Genomic DNA, 23,174 nt, shown 5'->3' with positions numbered 1-23,174 from the left:
CACTCCGAGACTTAGCGGGAATCAGGGAAGAGGGTGCTTGTTATGATGAACCAAATGTCGATGCTGCAGAATCCGAAGCAAAGAAAACTGCTCTTCAGTGCAGGACTCAGCTGGATGTTCGACGCGATGGATGTGGGGATGATTTCTTTTGTGGTGGCTGCGCTGGCCAAGGAGTGGGCGCTGGGACCGGAGAAGATCGGATATTTAACCAGTATTAACTCGGTGGGTATGGCGGTGGGAGCGGCTGCGGCCGGGATTCTTGCGGACCGGTTCGGCCGCAAATCCGTATTGCTGTGGACGCTGCTGATCTTCTCCATAGCAAGCGGCCTGTCGGCATTCGCCGCAGGGTACGTAATGCTGTGTGTGCTGCGCTTCATTGCCGGCTTCGGGCTGGGCGGTGAGCTGCCGGTTGCTTCCACACTGGTGTCGGAGAGCATGCCGGTCAAAGAAAGAGGACGGGCCGTCGTGCTGCTGGAGAGCTTCTGGGCGGTGGGCTGGATTCTTTCAGCGCTGATCGCTTATTTCGTGATTCCGGATTACGGCTGGCGGATTGCCTTCGCGATTGGTGCAGTCCCGGCGCTCTATGCGCTCTACCTGCGTAAGGCGATTGATGACTCGCCGAAATTCGCCGAGATCAAGAAGGCTCCGGTATCTCTGCGGAACCGGATTAAGGCAGTCTGGTCAGCGGAATACCGCCGTTCAACGATTATGCTGTGGATTCTGTGGTTTACGGTTGTATTCTCCTACTATGGCATGTTCTTGTGGCTGCCGACAGTTATGGTGCTTAAGGGCTTCAGTCTGGTCAAAAGCTTCGAGTATGTGCTGATCATGACGCTCGCCCAGCTTCCGGGATATTTCACCGCCGCTTATTTCATCGAGAAATTCGGCCGGAAGTTCGTGCTCGTGATCTATCTGCTGCTGACAGCGGTCAGCGCGGCCTGGTTCGGGAATTCCACAACCGAAGGCATGCTGATGGCAGCCGGGATCTGCCTCTCCTTCTTCAACCTGGGGGCATGGGGCGGGATGTATGCATATACACCGGAGCTATATCCGACTACCATCCGTTCAACAGGTGCAGGACTTGCAACCTCTTTCGGACGGATCGGGGGTATTATTGCACCTACACTGGTCGGGGTGATGGTGGGGAATTCGGTCGCGATCAGCACGATCTTCATGCTGTTCTTCGTGACGATTATCATTGGTGCAATGGCCGTGCTGTTCCTGGGGAAGGAAACGAAGGGTACAGAGCTACTCTAAGTTTAACTTGAAAAATCATCAGGAGTTATACTCCAATCAGGCCAGCCGGAGCTTCCGGCTGGCCTTTGTTATGGTTATAGCCAGTTAAGTTCGTGAAACGCGCGATACAAAAAACCACCCGCTATGCGGATGGAGGGAAGCCTCCGCTATTGCAGCCCATAGGGTGAATATAGTATATTCTTAAGGAAGACACAAACGAACGTTCTCATTGTCCGGCAGTGCGGTGACAGACACTCTAATCTAGGATCTTGAGCAGCCAGTCTCTCAAGGTCTTTTTTGAAATATACGCCAGCATGGATATGTTTACGCCTGCCGAAACGGCGGTTACCATCCCTTAGAACGCAGAGAAGCAGTTTCTGACTAATGCTTGGGAAATTCAGGGAGTTATAAATCTTTACCTCGCATGCGGACTGAGAAGCGCTTATTTCATCAAAAAACCACGTAAAACTGCCCAAGCGGACTGAGAAGCGCTTATATTGTTCATTCGATCCTTAAATGGGGGGTGGCCGTTCATTTAAGGGATTCTGAGTCCGCTTCATCGTCAAATTTGCTTAATTTGTTCAAATAGCGGTTTTTCAGTCCGGCTTGCCATTTGACGGAGTGCGCTGCATCACCGTCATAAGTCATATGGTATACTGGTAAAAATTATTATGGCACACAAATGGAGCGGGTAAGTATGGCTAAAGACAGGCAGGGCCTGCATTTCACGGAGCTGGTCTGGGAGAGCACGGAGCAGAATATGGAAGTTCCGCCGCGCAGCTCTGCAGAAGCGGTTATACCGAAGCCTCCGGAAGGTCCGGGCAAGAAAAAAACGTCTCAATATAATACAGTACAGCTCCAGTTATGGGATATGGAAGAGACGCAGGAGCCGGTAACCACTACGGAGAGCCAGTTTGTCCAGCGGGCCCGGGAGCTTGCGGATCATAAGGAGCCTGCGGCTTTATTTGTCCCGTTCAAGAGTTATTGGCCGACTTACGGCCATATGACAGGTGCGCAGAGCCATTGGTATTTCTTCTGGCGGGATGAGGTCCGGCAAGGGAGATACCCGAAGACCGACCTCTCCTATATTTTTCTGCATATATATGAGCTGATTAACGGCGTGGGCTGGGATGAGCCTAGGGATGGCTGCCGTCAGCTCGGCTTGCTCTGGGAAGCCTACCGTGACAAGTATAAACGTCTGGATCAATACCTTGGCGGATGGATTGCGGATTTCTCATTCGTTCATAAGCTGGATATTGCGCTCTCGGAGATTGTCATCCGTACACGCGGGCTTGCCGGTGACTTGGCCGAGCTTGAGCTTGTCCGCTGCCTGTCTGCTGCCCCGGAGCAGCTTAGCATCGAGGTACTGAGTGTGATGTCGGATTATGATATCAGCAAATCGAAATTCTATACTGGTGAAGGAAAAGCTGCTGCAGAAAAGTACATCCCCCAAGTAGTGGCTCTAATTGATACGTATGTCGCGCGGAAACACGGCTCGAATCTGATCACGATGTTCCCGCCCGGTCCTCCTGTTGTCCGTGAGCGGTATTTGTTCCGCAGCGCAGTATATGATATCTCACTCTATGGCTACTCTGTTCTTGTACCTGTCGTACGAATCAGCAAATCGCCTCCGCTGCGCAGCCTGATTACACGCTTATTCCGGCTGACCGAGAACAAGCTGCGGGCGCTTATGGGTTATCGCGGACGGCTCAAGGATGTCAAAGTTGATGCTGACATGGAGGACTTGGTGACCAAGTTCCTGCAGCGTGAATTCCGCAAGGCGGAGCAGGAGGAGAAGGGTCCGGCAGTTGTGATTGATCAGCGGAAGCTGGAACAGCTGAAGAATGACTCCGAGGTGGTGCGTTCGCTGCTCACGGTGGAGGAAGCGCTGGAGAAGGATGATGGAACGGATTGGGGCATTGAGACATTGGACGAAGCTGAACCGGGAAGTGTCGCAGTTGCGGCTGGTTCCAGGTCAGAGGAGACAGCGGGTGAAGGAGAGACAGCGGTTAGAGTAAGTGACGAAGAGAAGCTGGACATTATTGTTGAAGAACCTGCTGTGCAAGGACAAGCAGATTCTCCGCTGCCAAATATTGATGGCGAAGCGGACAGCTGGACGTCCTTCGCTTCTGAACTGAGTCTGCTGCAGCGGGAAACGTTGCTTGCGCTGGCGGAGGATGAAGGCCTGGCGAAGGTGAAACGGCTGGCAGCGGGCGGCGGAACCATGGCAGAGCTGCTGTTCGATGAGATTAATGAACTTGCTATGGATAGTCTAGGGGATCTCGTCATCGACGGTGAAGAGCTGACCGAAGAATGTATATCCATGCTGCACTATATAAAGAGGTGAAATCAGGAATGAACCCACTCAAAATACCAAAGCGGATGACCACCGCGCTCGTCAACTCACTGACAGCGGGAGTTGTGCCGCGTATCGGTCTTGAATATATTGCCGTCGGCCGCCTGCCGGAGGTTGAAGCCATCCTCCGCGATATGGATAATATAGCCGAGGGCGGAGCCGCCTTCAAGCTGATTACGGGCAAATTCGGCAGCGGCAAAAGCTTCCTGCTGCAGATTATCCGCAATTACGCGATGGACCGGGACTTCGTGGTCGCGGATGCGGACTTGTCGCCGGAGCGGCGTCTCGTGGGTACGAAGGGGCAGGGGCTTGCCACCTACCGCGAGCTGATGAGCCATCTGTCGACCCGGACGCGCCCCGATGGCGGGGCACTGGAGATTATGCTGCAGAAGTGGATTATGTCTCTGCAGCAGTCCGTCATGCAGGAGAAGGGATACGGGCCGGATGCGCTGGAGCTTGGTGAAGAAGTGGAGCGGCGGATCTATGCGGTTGCCTCCGAGATGCGCGGGCTTGTGCATGGCTTCGACTTCGCGAAGGTGCTGGCCTCTTACTGGAACGGGCATAAGCTGGCCGATGACGCACTGAAGCAGGATTCGCTGCGCTGGCTCCGCGGCGAGTTCGCAACCCGCACAGAAGCGCGCAAGGCGCTGGGCGTGGGCGTGATTATCGATGACGACAACTGGTATGATTATATGAAGCTATGGGCGGAATTCACCGGGGCCATCGGCTATAAGGGGTTACTGCTGTTTATAGATGAGGGAGTCAACCTCTACAAGATAACCAACAGCATTTCCCGCCAGAGCAATTATGAGAAGCTGCTGACTATGTTCAACGATACGATGCAGGGCAAGGCAGAACGGCTTGGGATCTTCGTTGGCGGCACACCGCAGTTCGTAGAAGACCACCGGCGCGGCTTATTCAGCTATGAGGCACTCCGTTCCAGGCTGGTAGCCGGGCGGTATGCGGGTGCCGGACTGAACAACTTCACCGGTCCGATCATTGCCCTGGACATGCTCTCCCATGAGGAGATTCTGATTCTGCTGCAGAAGCTGCGGGACATTCACGCGCTGCACTACGGGTATGAAGCCAGACTGACGCAGGAGCAGCTGGTGCATTTCATGGAAGAGGCTGTGAACCGGCTGGGTGCAGATGAGCTGCTTACCGCGCGTGAGGTCGTGCGAGACTTCATGGATCTGCTGCATACGCTGAACCAGCATCCGGAAATGTCGTTCGAGAAGCTGGTCGGGGAGCGGACTCCGCGGCCTGCCGAGACCGGGCAGAATGAACTCGACGGATTCCTGGCGGAGTTTGACCTATGAGTGATAACCCGTTCTACCGGCTCGCTCCGTTCATTAAAGAATTCATCTACAAGAACCGCTGGGATACGCTGCGTGAGGCCCAGGTAGATGCGTGCCGGGTGCTGTTTGACACACCGCATCATCTGCTTATCGCTTCCGGGACCGCTTCGGGCAAGACAGAGGCGGCTTTTTTCCCCGCGCTTACGGAGCTGTATGAGTGTCCGTCCGCATCGGTAGGTATTCTGTATATCGCTCCGCTGAAGGCGCTGATCAACGATCAGTTCACACGGTTAAATGATCTGCTGCGCGAAGGGAATATTCCGGTCTGGCACTGGCATGGCGATGTGCCGCAGGCGGATAAGACGAAGCTGATGCAGAACCCTTCCGGGGTGCTGCAGATTACACCGGAATCGCTGGAGGGTCTGCTGATGAACCGTCCGAATGCCATCCCGGCGCTATTCCATGATCTGCGCTTCATCGTAATCGATGAAGTGCATGCCTTCATGGGGGCAGACCGCGGCATTCAGGTGTTGAGCCAGCTGGCCCGGATCTCGCGGATGGCTGGCTGTCATCCGCGGCGGGTGGGTCTGTCCGCAACGCTGAGCGACTACGCCTCCGTCACGGAGTGGCTGGCGGCGGGCACGCGGGAGAGCGTGGAGGTCAGTGCACCGCAGGGCGGGCGCAGGCTGCGCCTGAGCGTCGAGCACTTTTCTTTCCCGGATGCGCGGAATGAGGAAGAAGCCGAACACCTGGAGCGGGCGCGACAGGCTTATTACGGCTTCATCTACGACCATACGCATGTGAAGAAGGCCTTGATCTTCACGAACAGCCGCACGGACGCCGAGGAGGCGATTCTGGAGATGCGGCGCATTGCCGCTAAGCGCGGCGAGCGGGATGTCTTCCATGTGCATCATGGAAGCATCTCCGCGATGCTGCGCGAGGAGACGGAGGCCGCGCTCCGCCAGGGTGCGGGGCCGGCTGTGGCTGCAGCGACGCTGACGCTGGAGCTGGGGATTGACCTGGGCGAGCTGGAGCGGGTGCTGCAGCTCGGCGCGCCTTACAGCTGCGCGAGCTTCGTGCAGCGGCTGGGCCGCTCGGGCAGGCGCGGGGACGCCGCCTCCGAGATGATCTTCGTCACGCCCGAGGAGGAGGACGAGGAAGCGCAGCTGCCTGCGCGGATGCCGTGGACGCTGCTGCGGGCCATTGCCGTTATCGAGCTGTACGTGCGCGAGAAATGGGTCGAGCCGCTGGTCGTGCGCCAGCTGCCGGTCGGGCTGCTCTATCATCAGACGATGAGCATCCTGAAGAGCATGGGGGAGGCGGAGCCGGAGGATCTGAAAGAGGCGGTGCTGAGCCTCCCGTCCTTCCGCAGTATTGATCCCGCTGATTATGACGCCTTCATGGAATACATGCAGGGCATGGGCCACATTGAGAAGATGGATGAGGGGAGTCTGCTGATCGGCATGGCGGGGGAGAAGATCGTCAACAACTTCCGTTTCTATGCGGTATTCAAAGACGATGAAGAGCATGTCGTCTATAATGGCACCGAGGAAATCGGTTCAATTACTACAGTGCCACCTCCGGGCTACTGCTTCACCCTGGCCGGCAAGCTGTGGAAGGTGGAAGAGGTAGATAACCGCCACAAGGCGGTCTATGTCAAAGGATCGCGGGGCAAGGTAGACACCTTATGGCTTGGAGCCGGAGGAGATGTCCACACCCGGATTATGACGAAGATCCGCGAAGTGCTGGGATCGACAGCCTTGTATCCGTATCTTGCGCCAAGCGCGGCCGCCAGATTGGAGCGGGCCCGAAGGCTGGCCAAAGAGAGCGGATTGCTGACGCGTTCTGTCCTGCCTGCCGGAGGCGACTCCATGTTCATCCTCCCATGGGCGGGCAGCCGGCAGTTCCGTACGCTGGAGCGCCTGCTGAAGAACAATCTGAAGGGACCGCTTGGTCTGCGGTCCGTCGTACCGATGGAACCTTATTATATGGTTGTCGCCGGCAAGGCGGATGCAGAGACGCTGGAGGAAGAGATTATTGCCGAAACCGCCGCAGCTACGGATGCTATTTCCCTGCTCGGACCGGATGAGGCACCTTACCTCGGCAAATACGATGAATTCATCCCGCATGATTTGCTGCGCAAAGCTTTTTCGCTCGACGGGCTGGATGTTCCGGGATTGCTTAGCGTGATTAAACAGTGGAAGCAGCCGCCAGCATAATTGATATAGTAATAATCAAATAGCGGAGGTAAACTGGTTTTCTTGTAGCCCAAAGCAAAGGGGGGGCTGATTGGTAACTCATTTATACAACAAGAAGCAGCCGATCCTAACGTGATCGGCTGCTTCTGTTGAACAATTAGTGGCGAAATTTATAACTTTTGCACCACATAGATGAGATTCATTCCACAATCAAGAGTGCCCGGTAATTTGGTAAACGCAAGTTCTTGTTCGACAATTAGCTTCCAAAAATCTTTGTCGTTGCGAGCCTTTTCTAAAGCAGAATCTCCTGCTTGCGTAAATAAACCAGCGGAGCTTCTCTCTTGAATTCTTACAGGAAACTGAGCAAATAAAGCATCCATTTCGGTGCTCCTCATCATATGGATGTAATGCTTGCTTTCAACGGGATAATGTTCTTCGTCTTGAATACCTGTATCAAAAATCCATCTTGTAGCTTCAAGCCCGAATTGGTCTTTTTCATACCTGATACCTTCAAGATAATAAAGCGAAGCTCCAATGAAACTCATGGACCCAACGATCAGTACACCATCCGGTTTTAATACTCTTAGAATTTCTTGTATTCCATCTTTCTCTTTGTCCAAAAGATAATTGATTACACCACCTATACAGACAACGCAATCGAAAGAAGAATCTTCAAAAACACTCATATCCAGAACATCTAGTACATGGTATGCCTTTATTCTGTCAATCAGTGATAGCTCGAGCATTTTGGACTTATTGAACTCCATTTGATGACTAGATATATCTGTAACAGTCAATTCAGCACACATTTGAACAATATCCTTTGTATATCTTCCTGAACCCGCACCAATTTCTAAAACCTTATTGGTTAGTTTAATGTGACGCTTCAAAATATCAAGATGCACCTGATATAAAAGTTCGCCATGCCCATCTTTTTCAAGTCGTGTCCATTCACGGTCACCATAGTTATCATATCGGCTTCTTGGAATTTCGGGGTTGTAACTCATAAAAGCATCTCCCTTTAATTTTTGATTTTATAATCGGGGTAATATCACTAATATCGCTTTCACTCATACAACCACCTCCTAAGAAAATATGAATTGTCTCCCGCTTGTAACCCATTATACTAAAACTTGCCACGATTATAACCCTTAATATTCCAAAAGCACTAATAATGTAGCATTGCTGAACTCAAGAAAACATGGAGACCGGGTATTCGGACGGGAAATAACCGCCCTCATCATTCGCTTAGCATGTCGAGGGCGGTCAATATCTTAAATGTTTGACGGGGATATCGACTCTGTGTGAACCCGGCCTTCACCAGCCATTGCATTTCATGATGGACGCTGGCTCCATGAGCAAGGCCGACAAGCTCGAACTTAATTTGGAATGAATACGCGGATCATTCGCCAATTCCGACGATGAGCAGATGTTAGAGAAAAGGTTAGACGATTAGGGTGCTTAAGTGGGGCATACCTAGAAAAAACAAACCTTTATTCTGTAGTTCCTACCTTGTTGGAAACGCTTCACCGGTTGATAATAAACATATCACGAACACAGGGGGCATCAATTAATGGTCAACAGAAAAATGAAGCAATCCGCTACCATCGCTATCACCGCAGTTATGGCGTTAAGCCTTGCAGCATGCGGCAACTCGAACAATAACGCAAACGACGGCGCCAAGAACAACGCCGCACCGAACACAACAGATAGCGGAAATGCCGCAGCAACAACTGCACCAAGCGATAAGAAAGTAACAATTACCTTCCAGAACATCTATCCTGACCCTGCAACACCAGCTTACAAAATGATCAACGAGCTGAGTGAGCAGTATCAGAAAGACCATCCGAATGTAACAATTGAACTGGATACGCTAAACACAGACCAGCAGAAGGTGAAGCTCAAGACACAGGCTGCTTCCAAAGAAGTGCCGGACATCACCATCGTTAACCCGGCTGCACAAATGAAGCCTTTCGTAGATGCAGGATTATTCGCACCGCTGAATGATATGCTCGAACAGAACGGCCTGAAGGACACTTATCAGGAAGGCCTGCTCGACTACTACAGCTTCGACAACAATGTGTATGCGCTGCCTGACGGAAACAACATCGAAGTCGTGTACTACAACAAAGACCTGTTCGCACAGGCAGGAATTGCTGCTCCTCCGACAACCTTTGAAGAATTGCTCCAGGATGTCAAAATCCTGAAAGATAAGGGAATTACCCCACTGGCTATCGGTGAAAAAGATTCCTGGACCGGCTCGTTCCTGTTCATGAACATCCTGCTCCGCACCAACGGCGGCCCTGGATTCCTGCAGGATGTGCTTGACGGCAAGAAAACCTTCGAAGATCCTGCATTCGTAGAAGCTGTAGAAGCATTCCAGCAACTGGTTCAAGCTGGTGCATTCCCGGATGGAGCTACCTCCATTGATGCCAATGCCGGCGGTAACATCTTCAAAACAGGTAAAGCAGCCATGTGGTCGATCGGATCTTGGGAAACAGGCGCAATTGACGCATCCCCTGTAGCCGGTAAAGTTGGAGCTTTCCAATTCCCTACAGTGAACGGCAAGGGCGATCCTAACGAATTCATGCTTGCACCAGGCAGCGCATTTGCCGTATCTGCAAACAGCGAACACCTGCAAGAAACCAAAGACTTCCTGAACTACTTCGCTTCCGAATATCCTAAGAAACAGTTTGAACTGAAAAATGCTGTAGGTATCGGTCAAAAGGTAGACGGCGACCTCAAAGCTGCCGGTTACTCTGATCTGGCTGTTAACATTGCCGGCCTGTTCAACCAAGTTAAAGGCGGCGACCTGGCGTTCGATAACACGATGAACCCTGCAACAGCTCAAGTTCACCTCAGCAGCATTCAGAACCTGTTCGTACAGAAAATGGATTCCGCTGCAGTGGCGAAAGAGCACCAGGCTGCATTTGAAGCCAACAAATAGGCAATAAGCCATACGCTATAGGCAACCGTAAAGCTGTCCTTCTCGATGCGAAGCAAGCTGATCCAGGCTTCTTCGCATCGAGTTTATCATGAAGATTTTCAATGTAAATATCGTGAATATCGTGAATATCGTAAATAGACAAAGAATCTGCTTGTTTAGGAGGCGGGAAAGATGAAAGTACTTAAGGTGCCAGCACGCACAATAGCCGTCTTCATACTGCCATGTCTGCTCTTGTACGTGTGCCTTGTGTTTGTTCCCATACTGGTATCATTATATACGGGCTTATTGAAGTGGGACGGTCTTACTACTGCGGAGTTTATTGGTTTAGGCAATTTCAAAGATATGTTCTTCAATGATCCTGTGTTCTGGCCTTCCGTACGAAGAACCCTGCTGTATGCAGTAGCTTCCATGCTGGAAATTCCACTTTGCTTAGGAATGGCTATCCTGCTTAACCGTTATCTCAAAAAAGCCAACACACTGGTGTCGATCTACTTCACACCGGTTATCCTGTCGGTTGTTATCATTGGACAACTCTGGAAGACCATCTACAACCCTACTTCCATGGGAGGCATGCTGAACGGCGTGCTGGTGTCACTGGGTCTTGACAGCTGGACTCACAACTGGCTCACCGAGCCGAACATCGCCATGTATTCCCTTTATCTGGTATCCCTCTGGCAGTTCTTCGGCTACCATCTGCTGATCCAGTATACCGGCGTGCAGAATATTCCTGATGAGCTATATGAAGCGGCCAAAATTGACGGAGCAGACGGTTTCAAAGCGGATCGTTATATTACCCTTCCGCTGATTGTTCCGATCTTCAAAATATCGATTATCCTGGCGTTTATCGGCTCCCTGCAGGCCTTCGATCTGGTCATGGTCATGACAGGCGGCGGTCCGGCGCATGCGACGGATGTCATCTCAACCCATATGTATAACAGTTCCTTCATGTCCTTCAAGTATGGATACGGCAGTGCGATCGCAACGTTCCTGGTTGTTGTCTGTCTCATCTTTACCGGAGTGATCAATACCATCTTCAATAAACTTGAGAAAAAATACAACTAGGAAAGGAGTGCGCGAATCATGCGTAAATTAAAAAAAGGAATCGTGTATCTTCTTTTTGCCATCCCTGTGGTCACCCAGCTATACCCGCTGTTATGGCTGCTTCTTTACTCCTTGAAGACCAATGAAGAAATTTTGGACGGCAGCTTCTTTTCCTTCCCGAAAAAATTTCAATGGCATAACTACTACGAGGCTTATACCTCGGGCAGCTACTTGAAATACTTGTCCAACAGCGTATTTGTTACTGCGTTTACGATGATCTGTGTCATCCTGCTGGCCTCAATGGCTGCTTATGCAATCTCACGGTTCCGCTGGAAATACGGTAATCTCGTGATGACCATCTTCCTGATGGGGATGATGATTCCGATGCAGGCCACCCTGCTGCCTCTGATGATTATTTTCAAAAACATGCATATCCTAAATACTCATTGGTCGCTGATTCTGCCTTATGTCGCATTCTCCACGCCAATCGCCGTCTTTATCCTAAGCGGATTTATGAGAGCTATCCCGCATGAGATTGAAGAGTCGGCGTTCATCGACGGAGCGAGTGTGTACCGGATCTTCCGCAGCATTATTCTTCCGGTGTCAGTGCCACCGGTAATGACGGTATGTATCCTGACCTTCATCAACATCTGGAACGAGTACATCCTGGCGGCAACGTTCATCTCGTCCGAGAAGCTCAAAACCCTGCCATTCGGGGTCTACACCTTCGTCAGCCAGTATTCGGTCAACTACGGCAACATCGGTGCATTCCTCGTTATGGGCGCGCTGCCGGTTATCCTGATCTACTTCTTCCTGTCCAACCAGATTACTAAAGGCATGGTGGCAGGGGCTGTCAAAGGCTGATCTGCAGAATTATTAATTCACGCGTTGCATATAAAATTAGGTTAGATTTATAATAGGAAACGGCAGGACAGGGTGTTGAAAGGAGAGAGTCCTATGAAAAGCGGCTTTCATTCCATCCATCATCGGTTGTTCTTGCTGTTTCTTTTTTGCATGTCCAGTATTCTGCTTATTGTCAGCTTGCTGTACTATAACCGGACTACGGACCAGTTGCATGAGAAGATCAGTGATTTGTCGCAAAAAAACGTCGCCCAGACCGCAGGGTTGTTCACACTCCTCTACAAGGGCTATGATGCATTGTCCAAATCGCTCAGCAATAACTTCGAGATGATTCGTCTGATTAATGAGAAAACCGATGGGCCGGCGGTGGCTTATATTAATGAGCAGACCGTGACGAATATCATCGGCTCGATTTTTTACTCACGGGATGACCTGGTGGGCATTCATGTGATTACAGACAGAGGGAAGATTTATAATTACGGGAATTATATGAACGTGGTCGATCCGGATTACGCCGATGAAGACTGGTATCACCAGTTGCAGGCCTCGTCAGGTAAAATGGTCTGGCTCGGGGTGTACCAGCATTCCCTGATCGATCAGGTGGAAGACAGCCCGGTGTTCGCCTTCGGCCGGCAGATTTATGATCTGAATGAGCATAAGCCGATCGGGATTGTGCTGTATGAGACGAATCCGCAGCCGGTTCTGGATGCCCTTGAGAACCTGAAGCTCGGTGAGCACAGCCAGGTGTATCTGATGTCTCCGGATGGACGTTTTGTCACTTCTGCTACAGATCCGACGCCGGACGTCTCCAATCTGCCTATGCTGCCGACTTCGCAGAATGTGATGGTTGAGCAGCAAAGCGACCGGCTGGTCGTAGCCTCCAAGCTGTCTTTCTCCGGCTGGTGGGTGATGAGTATTACCCCGGACAAGGATTTGAATGTAGAGCTGATTGAGATGAAGCGTTATTTGTTGATCGTCATCTCGGCACTGGTTATTGTCTCAACGCTGATTGCCTCGATCGTATCTCAGACCATCTCCTCGCCGCTGAAGAAGCTGATCCGGGAGATGAGGCAGGTAGAGGTCGGTAACTTCCGCGGAATGGTCAATGTCTCCTCCTATCAGGAGATTAATATTCTAGTGGCTTCCTTCAACCGGATGGTCCGGCGGATCGAGGAGCTGATTGAGCGCGTGAAGCTCTCGTCCGTCAGTGAGAAGAATGCTGAGCTGCATGCGCTGCAGTCCCAGGTCAATCCGCATTTCCTGTACAATACCCTCGATATGATCTACTGGATGCTGGATGAGGAAGGCAATGAGCAGCTGGGTGAGCTGGTCTTGTCCCTGTCCTCGATGTTCCGTTACAGCAGCCAGTGGGAGGATGGGGCGGAAGTGAGCCTGCGCGAAGAGCTGGAGCAGATTGGTCATTATCTGAAGATTATATCGATCCGGCTGGAAGGCCGGCTGCAGATTATTACGGAGATCGATGAACGCTGGCTGGACATCCGTGTTCCCAAAATGACGGTCCAGCCAGTAATTGAAAATGCCGTCAAGCACGGTCTGGAATCACTAGGCCGGCAGGGTATTCTGAAGGTATATACCAGGGAAGAAGGTTCCGTTCTTAGACTGATTGTGGAAGACAACGGAAACGGAATGAATGAGGAGCAACTGGAAACGCTCCAGGGCTCACTGAACGGGGACAATCCGGGTCCGGGCCCCAAGGAGAGCGGCAAAAGCGGTATCGGCCTGCAAAATCTGCACCGCCGGCTGCAGTTCATGTTCGGAGAGTGTTACGGTCTGCAGATTCAGAGTTTCCCCGGAGAAGGGACACAGGTTGCCATCGTGCTGCCGATTTCAGTGGAAGGAGATCAGACTACGTGAATATTCTTATTGCCGATGATGAACGGGTCATCCGTGAAGGCATCAAGCGCACCATTGGGCAGATTAGCCCGGAGCATCAGGTATTCGTGGCCGCGCGGGCGGAAGAAGCGGTTAAAATTATGGAAGAACAGCGCATCCACATTGTGCTGACTGATATTCTGATGCCGGGAATGAACGGCCTCGAATTCATGAAGATCTCGAAGCGCCGCTATCCGTATGTGAAATGGATTGTCATCTCTGCCCATAGCGAATTCTCCTATGCGCAGGAAGCAGTCCGGCTGGGTGCGAGAGACTATCTGCTTAAGCCGATTGGCAAAACAAAGCTGACGGAGCTTATTGATAGCCTAACGACGGAAATCCAGCAGGATAATAATATTTCGCGGCAAGGCGAGCGGCTGAAGGCCAGTCTGAGATTCCTCCGCGAGGGGGTATTCCAGCGGCTGGCTTCGGGGCTGGATATCGGGAATCTGGATATTGAGCCTTTTATTGAAGATTACAACCACTTCTATCTGGTAATGGTCCAGCTGGACCCGGGTGACAAAAGCGTCCGCCTGGAGCATTTCATCGTCGAGAATGTGCTGTCTGAGCTGATCGACCTGCATGGACGGGGATTCGTTGTCAGCTATGACCGGCAGAGTCTGCTTGGCCTTATAACGCCGGGTGAGAATGTCCGGGTGGAGCTTTTCCAGGAAGAGGTCAAGGCTCATTTGACGCATTATCTGAAGATTCCTTTCCAGATCATCCACTCCGGGCTCAGCTACGACTTCAACACCGTGCCGCAGGTTGTGAAGCGGATGCGGGAGGCTTCGGCCTCCCAGGCGCTTGAACTGGAGCCGTTGAAAGGCAGCGGGGAGAAGGCCATAGATGTTGCGCTGCACTATATCAAGGAGCATTTCTACGAGGATCTGTCTCTGGAGAAAATGGCTTCGGTGGTGTTCCTGAATCCGGCGTACTTCAGCCAGCTGTTTAAGCAGAAGACGGGGCAGGGCTATAAGGAATATGTAACCTCCCTGCGGCTGGAGCAGGCTAAGCTGCTGCTGCTCAATCCCAAGCTGAAGCTGGCTGAAATTGCTGAACGTGTCGGTTATCAGGACATGCGCCACTTCACGCAAATGTTCCGTAAGAAATTTCAGCTTACACCAACGGAATACCGTCAGCAGGAGAGCATCAACATACTCATGAGCAGGGGTACTCCGCCGCAACAATAAAAGGAAGCTGGCACTGGTTATCGAAACCGGTGTCTGCTTCCTTTTATTAATTTTTCACCATTTAGAAGCTGTTTAAATTATTGAAATAATTCACCGTGTCGGTGTCAATATTACCAAAAAGCACGAGTGCAAGAACAAACAAGAGGATTAGTACAGCATAAATGATGGTGCCGACAATCCCGCAGACCAGCCCGGCAATCGCCAGCCCCCGCCCTTGCTCAAAGCGGAGACGGATCTCCTTGAAGGCGAGTGCAGCCAGAACGATCGCAATAATCCCGAAGATAAGTCCGATATAAGGAACTACGATGGAGAGAATGCCGAGCACCAGTGCTGCGATCGCTTTGCCGTTCGTCCGCTCTTGGCGGGGCGGCGGGGGAAACTGTTGATAAAATTCCTGATCTCCAAAGGGTGGGGGTTGATAACTCATAGGTTAACTCCTTCATAGTTTGTGAGCAGAGGCTCCAAAGACAGATACCTGTTTCTAACAGTATATATTATTTTGAATGCTGAGATAACCGTTAATAGTTAATCCAGTGCTCAAGCTTCACTGCGGGGGTAAGCCCAATCGATTCAGCCAGACGGATGGAGCTGAGATTGTCTTCAAGTACCTGATACCTCGGAATATATCCTCTTTGCAGAGTGTGGTATAACGCTGTACGGACTACGCGCTGCGCCAATCCGTTTTTTCTTGCGGCAACAGCCGTATGTACAGCTCCAATCTCCCAGACAGACTCCTCATTGCGGAATACAAAACAAGTGCTGAGAGGCACGTCTCCCTCAAACAATGCTACAGAGAAAGCCCCCTCCTGAAAATATTGACTAATTTCCCCTTGTGAATAATCGTTTGCCATCCATAACGGCAGTAGCCGTTCATCTATTGCTTCACTTACGATGCATGCCCCGTCTGCGATGAAGGTTTGGCCTTCGGCCGTAGAATAAGAATAGAGACTGCGGACTTTATGCAGCGTGAAATATGGTTCCAGCGCCTGGCGGTAAGCATCCTCCTGCAGTTTAAATATGAGCCTGGCGTCCCTTGGCAGCAGCTTCAGCAGGGCGGGGAAGACCTCCGGGCTGCTGTAGTCCATAAGCACAACGGTGTCGGCTTCCGGATAGGTTCTGTGATCGTAGGGGAAGGTCACGGCAGGCATCAGCAATAACACCCCCCAGCGATCACGCTGTTCGATCAGCGTACTGTCAATCTGATTGTGATAGGCGGTCATCATTTTGAGCAGCGTTATATTCTTCAGGGGGCTACGGCGTAATCTCCCCATGATCGCTTCATAGTGGCTCAAGTCATACACTTCCTTTTCTCCGGTAATCATCAGCAGCTGAACATAATTAAATTCACAGTTCATCCAGAAGTTTAAACAGTCGATGGTAATTTCCTAATGTGCAGGTATTCTCAACTTTCACACCAGACTTGAAAAAAATGATATCACCAGTACCTTGGTTAACCTGACCTTTGTGTTCGAGTATCCGTTTCAGGTGCCTGGCTGTTCCAATACTTCCTGAGATGAAATCGACGTCTTCAGGGAAAACCTTCTTGAGACTATTCTCGAAATAAGGAAAATGAGTGCATCCGAGTACCACTGTGCCGTACTGCTGCAAATTGAACCGGGACAATTCTTGATGTAAATAGGGGATGATTTTCTTTTCATCAAATTCAAAGCTTTCAGCGAACTGCACCAGTCCGGGAAGAGGTAAACTGTTTACAATTTCCCCATGATCTATACGGTGAACTAAATCATGATACTTCTTCTCCTGCAGCGTAAGTCTTGTGGCTAACACCAGAACCTTTTTTTGTTTTCCTTCTGATTGTTCAATGGCTGGCTTCACAGCCGGCTCGATGCCCAGGATAGGAAAGTCATACCGGCTTCGGAGCTCCTCAATCACGATACTGGTGGCAGTATTACAAGCAATAACCAAAGCTTTTATATTGTGTTTAGCAATGAAATCTACAGCATTTAGAATGTACTTTCTAACTTCTTCTTTTGTTTTCTCTCCATAAGGAACATGTGCAGTGTCTGCGTAAAAGAGGTAATCTTCTTGCGGCAGAAATTTCAGTGCCTGATGAAGCACCGTTAACCCGCCTATTCCGGAGTCAAAAAATCCTATTCGCATATTTCCACTCTTCCCGTGATTATTAGAATGATTGTATTATTCTATCACTACATTAACTTTATCACTACATTGCCCGTTCAGATTCACACACTCTAATTCATATATGAATTCTGATTCCCGGCTGTGCTTGAGATCTGGAATTTCATCGGAAACATAAAAAAAGACCGGACTTCCGCCAAATGTTTCCATCGGCGAAGCCCGGTCCTTTTACATTCAGCTTTCGTTCTTGGTCACGCCATTTAAGCTTGGCACATAATCTTCGGCTTTATCCGGATTCACCATCTGGGGGATTTCGGTGATGCTGGAGTGATTCTGCTGGTTGTTCTTTTTATCGGCACGGTTATCAGCACGGTCATGCTTCGGATCTGCACTGTTCTTGGGCACACTGTTCACCTCCATATCTGATGGATAGTATGAGATAGCGGTTTGCATTTTATCCCGGCAGACTTAACGAAACATAGAATACTTGGCAGGCAGGCATCCTCTCCCGTTGACAGGTGCGCTATAATATATTTACTAAAAACTGTTCTCACCAAGGAGGGGAAGATCATCGCTGAGAAAACAAAAGTTGTTGAAGTGGTTCCCTACGACCCGGCCTGGAAGGCAGAATACGCCAGAATTGAAGCGCGGATGCTGGAGATCGCGGGAGATCTGATCATAGCGGCTGAGCATGTGGGCAGTACCTCCATCGAGGGGTTATCGGCCAAACCCGTTATCGATATCGATCTGGTGATGGAGAGCTATGAGAGGCTGCCGGAGATCATCCGGAGATTACAGCAGTACGGTTATGAGCATCAGGGCAATTTGGGGATTGAGGGCAGGGAAGCCTTCCGGAGCGTGAAGGAGGACGGATTTATGAAATACCACCTTTACGTATGTCCGAAGGACGGGAAGGGATATCTTGAGCATATCGCTTTCCGCAATTATCTGCGCAACCGTCCGTCTGCCCGTGAGGAGTATCAAGCGGTTAAGCAGCGACTCGCGCAAGAATATCGTTATGATATTGATTCGTATTGTGAGGGGAAGACTGCGTTCGTGCACTCTATTCTGCAGAAGGCAGCCGATCCCAGAACCCGGCTGCGGAAGGGCGGTCAGGAAGAACCGCGTGATATTCGCGGACTCCGGCGGGGTCGTTGAACCCAAAGCTCCTCCAGCTGTTCAGCTGAGGGGAACCGAAGCAGATATGCGCCTCTCGGGCCGAGTTATCACAGACCATCGACCATAACGTTCCGAAGCCCTCACTGTAATGATGACAGCAGTCTCCCTTAGGGTATTCTGTTCCTGCGATAGCTTGCATGGCTGCCACGGGGCTTTGGAGGGCAACTTCGTCCGTAAGTGCCGACTGCAGCGCTTCATGCCTTGTTCTCGAATTCCCCATTACCTGCAGATTATGAACCTGCATGGATGGAAGCGTATAATGGTTGGCTGAGAGGACAAGCTGGTTGCGTTTCCCGCCAGCCGCTGCCGGATAATATTGGACCTCTTTTTGTGTACCGGCAGTTTCAACGAGTACGATATCGCCTTTGGCGTCTGCGATCAGGAAATTGCGGTAGTCAGAGATGGGGATACTACGCATAAGCAGCGCCGCTTCTTCCGCAGTGGAGCAGTTATCGAGCAAGACGCGGACCACTCCCGGAAAAATAAAGCCTTCCCCGGTCATCTCCGGCCGGATTCTCCCCGATGTAGTTGTTACGGTAAGTCCTGCATCGTTCATTCCGTCATAACGGCCGAACAGCTGGAGCGCAAAGCCGGTATGCGCAGGTTTGCCCTTCACCCGTGTTGTACTGAGCAGCAGCTGATTATAAGGCTCATCCTCCCAGCCAAAATCATAATTACGCATATGACAGGTATGCCCGCCCGTCCGGTATACAGCCTGCGTGCAGTGGCCGGAAGGCTGGAAGTAGGAGTAATAGAACACAACCTTGCCGGGTTCAATACCTGTCTCGTCGGCGAAGCCTTTGATTTCTTCGTTCATGCCGGGGCAATACTTCTCGAAGTTCTCCATAACTCTATCTGCCGCAGACGGCAGCAGCGGGGAAGCCCCCATGAACGGCGAGGTTAAGAATGAGATGAGCTCGGAATTATGCTTGTAATGAGCGCCCAAGGCACGGCCGACCTCATAATGAGTGCCTTCCGTAACGATATGGGAATATTGTGCGGTCCTGCATTGAATTGGGGGATTAGCATCCATAGTATAATAACCTTCTCTCGTTTACTCTCTGCGCAAAGTAGGTTCATTATAACGGGTGTGCTCGTCAGTCGGCAAAGTCCGTTCCGGCCGAAATATCCGCATGGGCTGCTATACAAGGAAGCACAGTCATTAGATGATCTTATTTTCTTGGACGGAGTAGGAAATACTTGTATTATTGTCATTTTTAAGGTAACTTATTGATATAACTTCCGGATTAACTTTTGCCGGAGGCGCAGTTCAAATGACGGTATATGCAAGCCGAAGAGGAGCATTCCCCCAATGCTCCTTTTTGCGTTGGAATAGGAGCTATGCTTTCTCGATGACGAAGGAATCCAAAAAAATCCTGCACGAAATACAACATTCTTCTCTTGAAATTGAGCTTAAACGAAAAATGTTGTATAAAAGGCAGGATTTCCCTGTGTTGAAGCTTTTGAGCTGAGGAATTGTTGTATTTCATACAACAAACCTTACAAATTTCCTAATATCTATGAGTCCAAGTTGCATTACGTACAACATTTCAAAGCTAAGTAGTGACAGGACTTTCTCAGCCCACCCCTAAGGCCCGAACGAAACATTCTGAAGAAGATACCGGATAACGAAGAAGGCAATGATCAGCACAGAAGCTAATCCCAGCAGAAAAGAAACAATGTCTCTGCCTGAACGTTTATATTTACTCATTACGGTCACCTCGGATTAGTGGGATACGTTAGACCAGAAGCATCCTGGTATAAGAATAATAAAGACCCCTGTGGAGGGGTCAACTCTGGGGCATCAGGCTGTTGTTGCAAATTTCAAGAGTTCATCAGGGACTGCGATTTTACCCAGAACCGCTTCTGCGGCTGCCCAAGCCTGACTGAACTCCGTACCGCTGTATAGGGTGCGGTTACGGGTAGGGCTGGAAAGAGACATATCAAAGACGATAAACTCCCCAGCATCTACTGCAACTCTGAAGCTTACGGAGCGGTCCTGCTTCTGAATCCGTACTTCTTCCATAAGATTTAACCTCCTAAGACTTTCCGCTATCCATAGATATTATACATAATTATTCTATTTCAAACATTAGTGTTTACTGATTTAGTCTTACCCCAAGGACACTCCTAACGGTCCTGCCAGTTCTGAACTGGCGGGATTTTTGTATACATCTGTCCCGGAAAATAACCCGCCCTCCCAGATAGAGTCGTTCCTAAACGTACTGCGCGATTTGTTAACTCTGCCGAAAATAAGATAAAATGAATGAAACTACGCATCATTAATGCTTGGAAATCTTTCACTTCATTGGAGGCGTCGCATCATGTCAGACTTTAAAGCCCATAACGAAAATGATCCGCTCAACCGCACCCTGCTGAACGAAACCGGTCTGGAACTGAAGGAATCGCTGGACCTCACGAACTGTGACAAGGAGCCGATCCATATTCCCGGGCTTATTCAGCCGCATGGCGTGCTGCTGGCAGTGACGCAGGGCAAGGACAATCTTATTGTCCAGGCCAGCCGCAACACAGATGTACTGCTGGGAATTCCTGCAGAGTCGCTGCTCGGAACTTCTATGGCTGAGCTGGTAGGCGATAGTCAGCTTAAGGCCTTACTGGAGCGAAGTGTGAATGCAAAGGAAACTGCAGATTTACAATATATTGTCCTGAAGATTGAAGTTGAAGGAGAGATGACCGGTTTCTTCAGCATTATTCACGAAAGTGAAGGGCTGATGATCGTCGAGCTGGAGCCTGCCTCGGAAGAGGAGGGTGCAGGAGCCAATGATTTTGAATGGATCCGCACATTCTTCGGCCGTATGAAGCAGACTCCAGGCCGGATTGAAGCCAGTCAGGCAGCGGCTGAACAGGTCAAGGAAATGCTCGGTTATGACCGGGTGATGATCTACGAATTCGATGAGGAGTGGAACGGGAAAGTTGTAGCTGAAGCGAAGGAAGAAGGTCTGGAACCGTTCCTCGGGCATCACTACCCGGCATCTGATATCCCCAAGCAGGCGCGTGAGCTGTACTTGCGCAACTGGCTGCGGACCATCGTGGATGTGCACTACACGCCGGTACCGATTATCCCGGTGATTCAGCCCTTAACCGGCAAGCCGCTGAACCTCAGCCTGTCGATCCTGCGCAGTGTCTCCCCGCTGCATATCGAATATTTGCAGAATATGGGGGTTGGAGCGACTACCACCATCTCGTTAATTCATAATAACAAGCTGTGGGGACTGATCACCTGCCATCACCATTCGCCAAAGTATGTACCGCATCGCATCCGCAATCTGTGCAATTTCCTGGGTTCCTTCTTCTCCAGTGAGCTGTACCAGCGCCAGCAGCTGGATACGTATCAGACAGAGCTGCAGCTGCGGACCAAGGCGACACGGATTGTCGATGTTTTCACAGGGAATTCAAGCTCCTTCCGTGTAATTGAGCAGCTGGGAGAGGAAGAGCAGACGCTGCTTGCGCTAATGGATGCTTCAGGAGCTGCTGTATGTTACCAGGACAAGCTGATGCTGTACGGGGTTACGCCTTCCCAGGATCAGGTACGGGAGCTTGCGGGCTGGCTGGCCGGTAAAGCCAGGGATTACACCTACTGTACTTCGGGGCTCAGTCTGGAATACGAATCAGCCAAAGCTTACAAGGACAAGGCCTCCGGCGTGCTGTATCTGGCGCTGACTCCCGGACAGCAGAACTATATGATCTGGTTCAGACCAGAAGTTGTAGAGATTGTGGACTGGGCAGGAGATCCTGCAAAGGCTGTTATTCAGGAGAATGACGGGATTCGTCTGTCTCCCCGGAAATCTTTTGAGAAATGGCGTCAGGTCGTTCAGTCTACTTCACTTCCCTGGAAGGATCAGCATCTCAACATTCTGCCTCAGCTGAAATCTATCCTGCGCGGCCAGACGGAGAATCAGCTGCGTCTGGCCGAAGAACAGGCACTGCAGAATGCACGCAGTCTGCGTCATAATGAACAACGTTATCTGCAGCTGATGGAGCTGTCACCGGTAGCTTTTTTTATGATTACCGATGATATTATCGTCTATAGCAATAACCGTGCGCTGGACCTGATGGCTATAGAGAGGGACAAGTCCCTAACGGGTCAGCCGTTCCTGAAATATGTGCACGAATCATACCGTCCTGCATTGCGTCAGTATTTCTCGGAGCTCAGCCTGAACAAGAGCCAGTTCGTAACCGGCAGCGGACAGTTTCAGAATGCGGATGGACTAACGCTGGACATGAACCTGACACTGGCCTCCGTAATTCACGGCGGCAAACCTTCCATTATGGCTGTTCTGAGTAAGGGGTCTAACGCTGATGCGAAGGGTGAAGCCTACACCACTGTAACTACCCAATTGCAGAGTTACCTGACAACGGATTCCTTAACGGATCTGCCGAACCGGCTGGCGTTCGAGAACGAGCTTACTAAGACATGGAAGGAATGTCTGCGCGCCCAGGATCCGCTTCTTTTACTGTCTATCGACATCGATGATTTCCATTCCTATAATGCGGTCCACGGATTAAAAGGCGGAGATCTGTGTATTCAATCGGTGGCGGATGTACTGAACATCATCAGCAAGCAGCATGGCGCTTACGTCGCCCGCTTCAGCGGAGCTGCCTTCATCCTGACCTTGTCCAGGGCAACCGCCGGAGAGGCGGAGCAGCTGGCCGAAGCTGTGCGCAAGGGTGTCTATGATCTGCAAATTCCCCGCGACCGTTATGAAGAAGAAGGTGTGGTCACCGTAAGTATTGGCGGTCTGCTGAAAGTCCCTCTTACAACGGACCGTACTTCAGAGTTCATTGCCGGGTCGGAGAAGGCGCTCTATGAGGCGAAATCCAACGGAAAAAACCAGGTTGTATTTCATTGAATAA

19 protein-coding genes are annotated in these 23,174 nt (G+C 50.8%); 11 read left to right on the top strand and 8 right to left on the bottom strand.

What is annotated here, in order from left to right; genetic code table 11:
- Positions 1-45: 45 nt before the first annotated feature.
- The 4 genes from R50912_RS17560 (at position 46) to R50912_RS17545 (ending at position 7,109) form a co-directional block, all read left to right on the top strand.
- The gene (locus R50912_RS17560) at positions 46-1,257 is read left to right on the top strand and encodes an MFS transporter (protein ID WP_042242629.1); all 1,212 of its coding nucleotides are present in this window, start codon (positions 46-48) and stop codon (positions 1,255-1,257) included.
- A 676-nt stretch (positions 1,258-1,933) separates the two neighbouring features.
- Positions 1,934-3,583 (top strand): TerB N-terminal domain-containing protein, encoded by a 1,650-nt coding sequence (locus tag R50912_RS17555; RefSeq protein ID WP_052416456.1) that lies wholly within the window; start codon positions 1,934-1,936, stop codon positions 3,581-3,583.
- 8 nt (positions 3,584-3,591) lie between these two features.
- Positions 3,592-4,911, top strand: a complete 1,320-nt coding sequence (locus tag R50912_RS17550; RefSeq protein ID WP_042242623.1) for an ATP-binding protein — start codon at positions 3,592-3,594, stop codon at positions 4,909-4,911.
- Positions 4,908-7,109 (top strand): DEAD/DEAH box helicase, encoded by a 2,202-nt coding sequence (locus tag R50912_RS17545; protein ID WP_042236716.1) that lies wholly within the window; start codon positions 4,908-4,910, stop codon positions 7,107-7,109. The genes R50912_RS17550 and R50912_RS17545 overlap by 4 nt, the downstream gene beginning before the upstream one ends.
- Positions 7,110-7,258: 149 nt before the next feature.
- Here the strand turns inward: R50912_RS17545 and R50912_RS17540 are convergent, their stop codons facing one another.
- Complete coding sequence (locus R50912_RS17540; RefSeq protein ID WP_042236714.1) at positions 7,259-8,095, bottom strand: class I SAM-dependent methyltransferase; 837 nt, start codon at positions 8,093-8,095, stop codon at positions 7,259-7,261.
- A gap of 566 nt (positions 8,096-8,661) precedes the next feature.
- On the opposite strand from R50912_RS17540, the gene R50912_RS17535 reads away from it, so the two are divergent.
- From R50912_RS17535 to R50912_RS17515, 5 genes are all read left to right on the top strand, one after another.
- A complete protein-coding gene (locus tag R50912_RS17535) occupies positions 8,662-10,035 on the top strand; it encodes an extracellular solute-binding protein (protein WP_042236712.1) in 1,374 nt (457 codons plus the stop codon).
- 171 nt (positions 10,036-10,206) lie between these two features.
- Positions 10,207-11,097, top strand: a complete 891-nt coding sequence (locus R50912_RS17530; protein WP_039301056.1) for a carbohydrate ABC transporter permease — start codon at positions 10,207-10,209, stop codon at positions 11,095-11,097.
- Positions 11,098-11,115: 18 nt separating this feature from the next.
- Entirely contained in the window at positions 11,116-11,940 is an 825-nt protein-coding gene (locus R50912_RS17525) for a carbohydrate ABC transporter permease (protein ID WP_042236710.1), read from the top strand.
- A 93-nt stretch (positions 11,941-12,033) separates the two neighbouring features.
- On the top strand, positions 12,034-13,812 hold the full coding sequence (locus R50912_RS17520) for a cache domain-containing sensor histidine kinase (RefSeq protein WP_042236709.1): 1,779 nt from the start codon (positions 12,034-12,036) through the stop codon (positions 13,810-13,812).
- Complete coding sequence (locus tag R50912_RS17515; RefSeq protein WP_042236707.1) at positions 13,809-15,020, top strand: response regulator; 1,212 nt, start codon at positions 13,809-13,811, stop codon at positions 15,018-15,020. Before R50912_RS17520 ends, R50912_RS17515 begins: the two co-directional genes overlap by 4 nt.
- A gap of 61 nt (positions 15,021-15,081) precedes the next feature.
- On the opposite strand, the gene R50912_RS17510 is transcribed toward R50912_RS17515, so the two are convergent.
- The 4 genes from R50912_RS17510 to R50912_RS35000 all read right to left on the bottom strand — a co-directional run bounded on the left by R50912_RS17510 (position 15,082) and on the right by R50912_RS35000 (position 17,525).
- Positions 15,082-15,447, bottom strand: coding sequence for a DUF4190 domain-containing protein (locus R50912_RS17510; protein ID WP_042236705.1), 366 nt, complete (start codon positions 15,445-15,447; stop codon positions 15,082-15,084).
- Positions 15,448-15,538: 91 nt separating this feature from the next.
- Positions 15,539-16,312 (bottom strand): GNAT family N-acetyltransferase, encoded by a 774-nt coding sequence (locus R50912_RS17505; RefSeq protein ID WP_197072937.1) that lies wholly within the window; start codon positions 16,310-16,312, stop codon positions 15,539-15,541.
- 52 nt (positions 16,313-16,364) lie between these two features.
- Positions 16,365-17,141 carry a glutamate racemase gene (gene murI / locus R50912_RS17500; RefSeq protein WP_042236701.1) on the bottom strand — a complete coding sequence of 259 codons (777 nt, stop codon included), beginning with the start codon at positions 17,139-17,141 and terminating at the stop codon, positions 16,365-16,367.
- A gap of 213 nt (positions 17,142-17,354) precedes the next feature.
- A complete protein-coding gene (locus tag R50912_RS35000; protein ID WP_179093454.1) occupies positions 17,355-17,525 on the bottom strand; it encodes a hypothetical protein in 171 nt (56 codons plus the stop codon).
- 192 nt (positions 17,526-17,717) lie between these two features.
- Between R50912_RS35000 and R50912_RS34245 the strand changes: the two genes are divergently transcribed.
- Positions 17,718-18,278: a GrpB family protein gene (locus R50912_RS34245; RefSeq protein ID WP_231637669.1), complete on the top strand. Its 561-nt coding sequence runs from the start codon at positions 17,718-17,720 to the stop codon at positions 18,276-18,278.
- On the opposite strand, the gene R50912_RS17490 is transcribed toward R50912_RS34245, so the two are convergent.
- The 3 genes from R50912_RS17490 to R50912_RS17485 all read right to left on the bottom strand — a co-directional run bounded on the left by R50912_RS17490 (position 18,184) and on the right by R50912_RS17485 (position 20,325).
- A complete protein-coding gene (locus R50912_RS17490; RefSeq protein ID WP_042236697.1) occupies positions 18,184-19,332 on the bottom strand; it encodes a C45 family autoproteolytic acyltransferase/hydrolase in 1,149 nt (382 codons plus the stop codon). The two genes, R50912_RS34245 and R50912_RS17490, sit on opposite strands and share 95 nt — an antisense overlap.
- A 555-nt stretch (positions 19,333-19,887) precedes the next feature.
- Positions 19,888-20,010 carry a hypothetical protein gene (locus R50912_RS36230; RefSeq protein WP_269322068.1) on the bottom strand — a complete coding sequence of 41 codons (123 nt, stop codon included), beginning with the start codon at positions 20,008-20,010 and terminating at the stop codon, positions 19,888-19,890.
- Positions 20,011-20,103: 93 nt separating this feature from the next.
- Positions 20,104-20,325 carry a hypothetical protein gene (locus tag R50912_RS17485; RefSeq protein WP_042236694.1) on the bottom strand — a complete coding sequence of 74 codons (222 nt, stop codon included), beginning with the start codon at positions 20,323-20,325 and terminating at the stop codon, positions 20,104-20,106.
- Between the two features lie 298 nt (positions 20,326-20,623).
- Here R50912_RS17485 and R50912_RS17480 point away from each other — a divergent pair, with 298 nt between their 5' ends.
- Entirely contained in the window at positions 20,624-23,170 is a 2,547-nt protein-coding gene (locus R50912_RS17480; RefSeq protein ID WP_042236693.1) for a diguanylate cyclase domain-containing protein, read from the top strand.
- The last annotated feature ends 4 nt before the right edge of the window (positions 23,171-23,174 follow it).

It is taken from the genome of Paenibacillus sp. FSL R5-0912 (assembly GCF_000758605.1).
GTDB lineage: Bacteria > Bacillota > Bacilli > Paenibacillales > Paenibacillaceae > Paenibacillus_AQ.
The sequence above is the reverse complement of the archived record's forward strand: the minus strand, read 5'-3'. Positions and strand labels throughout refer to the sequence as shown.

Excerpts from the sequence above, each read along its gene's own strand:
- R50912_RS17530 (WP_039301056.1), top strand. The coding sequence starts at position 10,207 with ATGAAAGTACTTAAGGTGCCAGCACGCACAATAGCCGTCTTCATACTG.
- R50912_RS36230 (WP_269322068.1), bottom strand. The coding sequence starts at position 20,010 with ATGAGTAAATATAAACGTTCAGGCAGAGACATTGTTTCTTTTCTGCTG.
- R50912_RS17510 (WP_042236705.1), bottom strand. The coding sequence starts at position 15,447 with ATGAGTTATCAACCCCCACCCTTTGGAGATCAGGAATTTTATCAACAG.
- R50912_RS17485 (WP_042236694.1), bottom strand. The coding sequence starts at position 20,325 with ATGGAAGAAGTACGGATTCAGAAGCAGGACCGCTCCGTAAGCTTCAGA.
- R50912_RS17540 (WP_042236714.1), bottom strand. The coding sequence starts at position 8,095 with ATGAGTTACAACCCCGAAATTCCAAGAAGCCGATATGATAACTATGGT.
- R50912_RS17555 (WP_052416456.1), top strand. The coding sequence starts at position 1,934 with ATGGCTAAAGACAGGCAGGGCCTGCATTTCACGGAGCTGGTCTGGGAG.
- R50912_RS17535 (WP_042236712.1), top strand. The coding sequence starts at position 8,662 with ATGGTCAACAGAAAAATGAAGCAATCCGCTACCATCGCTATCACCGCA.
- R50912_RS17520 (WP_042236709.1), top strand. The coding sequence starts at position 12,034 with ATGAAAAGCGGCTTTCATTCCATCCATCATCGGTTGTTCTTGCTGTTT.
- R50912_RS17560 (WP_042242629.1), top strand. The coding sequence starts at position 46 with ATGAACCAAATGTCGATGCTGCAGAATCCGAAGCAAAGAAAACTGCTC.
- murI (WP_042236701.1), bottom strand. The coding sequence starts at position 17,141 with ATGCGAATAGGATTTTTTGACTCCGGAATAGGCGGGTTAACGGTGCTT.
- R50912_RS17525 (WP_042236710.1), top strand. The coding sequence starts at position 11,116 with ATGCGTAAATTAAAAAAAGGAATCGTGTATCTTCTTTTTGCCATCCCT.
- R50912_RS17550 (WP_042242623.1), top strand. The coding sequence starts at position 3,592 with ATGAACCCACTCAAAATACCAAAGCGGATGACCACCGCGCTCGTCAAC.
- R50912_RS17480 (WP_042236693.1), top strand. The coding sequence starts at position 20,624 with ATGTCAGACTTTAAAGCCCATAACGAAAATGATCCGCTCAACCGCACC.
- R50912_RS17490 (WP_042236697.1), bottom strand. The coding sequence starts at position 19,332 with ATGGATGCTAATCCCCCAATTCAATGCAGGACCGCACAATATTCCCAT.
- R50912_RS17545 (WP_042236716.1), top strand. The coding sequence starts at position 4,908 with ATGAGTGATAACCCGTTCTACCGGCTCGCTCCGTTCATTAAAGAATTC.